At 31.1% G+C, this 3,944-nt stretch carries 4 protein-coding genes; all 4 read right to left on the reverse strand.

Translation table 11 applies throughout. From position 1 onward, the window contains the following. Positions 1-105: 105 nt before the first annotated feature. The 4 genes from FOT98_RS29575 to FOT98_RS29590 are packed head-to-tail and all read right to left on the reverse strand — an operon-like array spanning position 106 to position 3,784. Positions 106-1,197 carry a GerAB/ArcD/ProY family transporter gene (locus FOT98_RS29575; protein ID WP_002078656.1) on the reverse strand — a complete coding sequence of 364 codons (1,092 nt, stop codon included), beginning with the start codon at positions 1,195-1,197 and terminating at the stop codon, positions 106-108. A gap of 16 nt (positions 1,198-1,213) precedes the next feature. Then, positions 1,214-1,741 (reverse strand): Ger(x)C family spore germination C-terminal domain-containing protein, encoded by a 528-nt coding sequence (locus FOT98_RS29580; protein WP_100651353.1) that lies wholly within the window; start codon positions 1,739-1,741, stop codon positions 1,214-1,216. Continuing rightward, positions 1,735-2,289: a Ger(x)C family spore germination protein gene (locus tag FOT98_RS29585; RefSeq protein WP_224742185.1), complete on the reverse strand. Its 555-nt coding sequence runs from the start codon at positions 2,287-2,289 to the stop codon at positions 1,735-1,737. The genes FOT98_RS29580 and FOT98_RS29585 overlap by 7 nt, the downstream gene beginning before the upstream one ends. A gap of 19 nt (positions 2,290-2,308) precedes the next feature. Further along, positions 2,309-3,784 carry a spore germination protein gene (locus FOT98_RS29590; protein ID WP_046199532.1) on the reverse strand — a complete coding sequence of 492 codons (1,476 nt, stop codon included), beginning with the start codon at positions 3,782-3,784 and terminating at the stop codon, positions 2,309-2,311. Positions 3,785-3,944: the final 160 nt, after the last annotated feature.

Below are 3,944 nucleotides of genomic sequence, written 5' to 3' on the forward strand. Positions count from 1 at the left end.
TTAAACAATTTATAAGATTACATACACCAATAATTATACCAGTTGCTAAATTAATTTTATTCAATCCATGCGAACTTTTGTGTCATTAGACCGAAAGAACTCAATTTAGATGGTACTCTTTTTTATTTTAATGAGAAGATAGAGTACAGGTAAGTATAAAAATATAAGATATAATCCGACTTTTGAAAATAGTTGCGAAAGACTTTGGATCTGGTCTTTATTCTCGATTAGATTCCCTATACATAACATTAAAATCAAAAAAAGGATTAAAAAAGTTCTTTGTTTAATATTTGTTATTTTTCTAGCACCTCTACACGCAGCCCATAATTTAATACAAATATTTGGTAGAGCCAATAGGAACCAAATTGAAACTACAACAATTTCAAACCTTTCAATTATAGGGAACTCGGCTATTTTCATTATTGATATTGAAGGCCAATTGGTATGTTTAAGATATTCTTCGCTGAAGTACAAAAATGTCAGAAAAGCAATATAAAGATATAGTAAGGTAATGAAAAATACGCACAGGTGCGCCCATTTTTTTGATTTTTCAGGTTTTTTGAGAAAAGGATAAAACATTAGTATTGCTTCAAAGCCAAGATATTGAAAAAACATGGTTTTAGAAGATCCTAATATATCTGTTAAGGAATGGTTAAACAATGGTAATATATTGTTGATGTCAGCGTAATCAATTGCAAATAAATTAAGAGGGGGAAGGATCAATAGCGGGATGACTGTACCCCAGAAACAAATGCCTGCAATCACGCGGAATCCACTTGAAACAATATAATAAATCAAGATTAGAAATACTAATCCTATTTGCCATGTATTCATTAAAGGGAACATCCACACTTGTACAACTTCAATATATACTCTATAAACAATTATGGCCAATGAAAAAAAATAAATAACAAAAAGGCAATTAAATAGCCACCCGATCCATTTTCCAAAACAATACTGGTTAATAAAAATTATATCATTGTTAACTGCCTCTAGTATCTTATATATCAACCAAATTGCCATATGTATACTAATACTTGTTAAGATTATTGATAACCAAGCATCATAGCCGGCATCCTTTGCTATCTCTCTCTGGAAGTTCAAAATTCCAATACCAATGACGTTAGAGAATATTAAAAAAAAGACATAAAAATCTGATACCATAAATCGTTCATTAACAACGTTTTTCACAGTCATCCTCCTTATGGGACATTCACTCATCTAAACCTGTCTGAATTATATCCACATTTGTATCAACTGAAATGTTCATCTGAGGATAAAAACTTAAATAGTGTTGATAATTCCAGTTTTTTGATTTAGCCTTGAGTCTCTCTCCAAGCCCAATCGGGTCTACTTCGTATTCTTGAAATATTGAAATCAACTGTTCAATTTGTTTATTAAAGTGTGCCTCCAATAGTTTCTCCGTCTTTTGAACATCTGCTTTCTTGGATAAATCAATCCATTTGGGAACCTTTTTAACCTGAATTTTTAAAGATAGCTTGATGTTTATTACAGGATTTTTTTCGTTTTTGATTTTATATTTCGATTTCGAATCTAAACTTCTTAAAAAAATTCTCCCTTCTTTATTATCATCTTCCACTTTTGTCTCATAACTACCGTGTTTGATTGGAGAATCTAATAATCTTAATAGATAGGACTGTTCCAAATTAATATGATTTATATACTTTCCTTTTTTAAATAATGCAATTCCATCAATTTTAGCTCTCCCATCTTCTAAGATAAAAAAGGTAGATAAGGATCTTTTCCTTCACTATAAAAATCATTCAAAAATATATGAAGGTTCATTTTAGGTAATCCCGCATATTTAATGTTCTGATTGATTTTATCGTAGAAGTGAGCAGAGACCTTTTCTGACATACTAGATTTTATAACTGCCTCGACATCTCCTTCAGTAATCCCCATTTGAAGCCGAGATCCTATAATAGGATCTCTACTTAAATATTGGATAATTTCATCGATCTTTTGTTCCTCAACAAAATCTTCACTAAATAAAATTGTACGTAGTTGCCCTATATCAATTGGGTAGGAGGATTTAGAATTTAAATTTATAAGTACTTTATCAAAAGTTTCCGCCTCAGTGCTCAATGTATGAAATATATTTTTTCCTTGTTCTTCGAAAGTTGGATACACAACTGTTCCTTTTACTTTTTCTTCTTTTAAATCGTAGCCTAGGACTTGAATAATTTGGACATGATCAATAATTCTTTGATTAACACAACCAACTAAAAACAAATTAATACAAAATACTCCCAAAAAATACTTCTTCATTATTCACCTCAATAACTACTCATTCATCAAAATCATTTTTCTTTTTTCTTTCAGGATTAGGATGATACCTCCAAATAGACTTTGGACGTAAATAAGTTTTTCTTTTTTCGGTTTTATTTAATGGTAGCCTAAGAAAGGTATCTGAATAATCTTTAACCCTTAAAGGGTATAACGGAACTGTATAGGGTGCTCCTAATGATTCTAATCGCGTAATATGTGTAAGTATAAAACAAATACCTATTACAATTCCTAATCCACCCCAAACAGCTGAAAAAAATATTAACGGAAATCTTAAAAATCGAATGTTATTAGACATTTTATAATTTGGTGTTGTAAATGAAGCTAACGCTGCTAATGCTACGATAATAAGTAATACATTACTAGTTAATCCAGCTTCCACAGATGCTTGACCAATGACAATACCACCTACTATCCCTAAAGTCTGGCCAACTTTAGTTGGTAACCTTGCGCCTGCTTCTCTTAAAAGTTCGATTGTAAGTTCCAAAAAAATCACTTCTAACACTGGAGGGAAAGGAACATTATGACGAGAAAACCCAAGGGTGCTAAGTAATACTCTAGGTATCATTTCAGAATGATAAGTTAAGACTGCAATATATATTGGTGTTGCAAAAATTGAGAATAATACACTTAATATCCGAATAACACGAAAAAATGAAGCTAATACCCAGGGAAAGTAGTAGTCTTCAGGGGATGTGAAAAAATCAAGTAATGTGGATGGCCCGGTAATCGCGTAAGACGAACCATGATTAAATACAACTACCTGACCGTTAACTAAAGAAAATGCAGCCTTATCAATACGCTCTGTTGGGAGTAGAAGAGGAAAAGGCGAATTGGAATTATCTTCTATTATCTGATGGAGCTGAGAAGAGTCAAAAACTACATCATAATTTATAGCTTCTAAACGTTGTATCATTGTTTGAACGTAGTCATCATTTGTTACCCCATCAATATAGGCGACCACTACTTTAGTGTTCGAAATTGTACCAATATGAATTTCTTTAAATATTAAATCTGGCGTATTAACAGTTTGTCGTAACAAATTTAAATTAGTTGTAATATCTTCAATAAAACCAATTCTTGGCCCAATCACACTATACTCATTCTCAACGTTGTTTTGAACACGCATTCCAGCATTTGTATTAGATATATTTACCAGAGCGCAACATTTATCTTTTTCAGTAATTTGAATGATAGCGTACCCTGTCATCAATTTAGATTTAATACAACCAATATCATCCGTTATTATAATATCTTCGATAGGGATTATTTTTTGTATGTCATTAATATTCTTAATATTATTGCTTTGGTAAAATGGAGCTCTAAAGATCGGGAAAATATGCTCTTCTAATTTTTTCTGATCAATTATTGAAGTATAATACGATATAAGTAAATACCCCTCAGTTTTCGTTAGCTGCGTTTGATAAAAATCATGAGATTTTTTTGCTTTTTCAAGCAAATCTTCTATTGAATGCATATTGCTGCTTGACTTTTCATCTGTTTTTTTTATGTTTTTATCCGAACTTTTTTTTATAATCAAATGTTTCACCTCTAAACACAGGATGGTTAATCAAATTGAATTTATTAAACTTGTTGCCACTACATTTTAATTTTTAGTCAAGTCATTACGGTCAACT

This window comes from Bacillus sp. HY001, assembly GCF_007558965.1.
Classification (GTDB): domain Bacteria; phylum Bacillota; class Bacilli; order Bacillales; family Bacillaceae_G; genus Bacillus_A; species Bacillus_A mobilis.

Bases quoted from the DNA above. Each gene is read 5' to 3' on its own strand.
- FOT98_RS29590 (WP_046199532.1), bottom strand. From the start codon at position 3,784: ATGCATTCAATAGAAGATTTGCTTGAAAAAGCAAAAAAATCTCATGAT.
- FOT98_RS29575 (WP_002078656.1), bottom strand. From the start codon at position 1,197: ATGACTGTGAAAAACGTTGTTAATGAACGATTTATGGTATCAGATTTT.
- FOT98_RS29585 (WP_224742185.1), bottom strand. From the start codon at position 2,289: ATGAAGAAGTATTTTTTGGGAGTATTTTGTATTAATTTGTTTTTAGTT.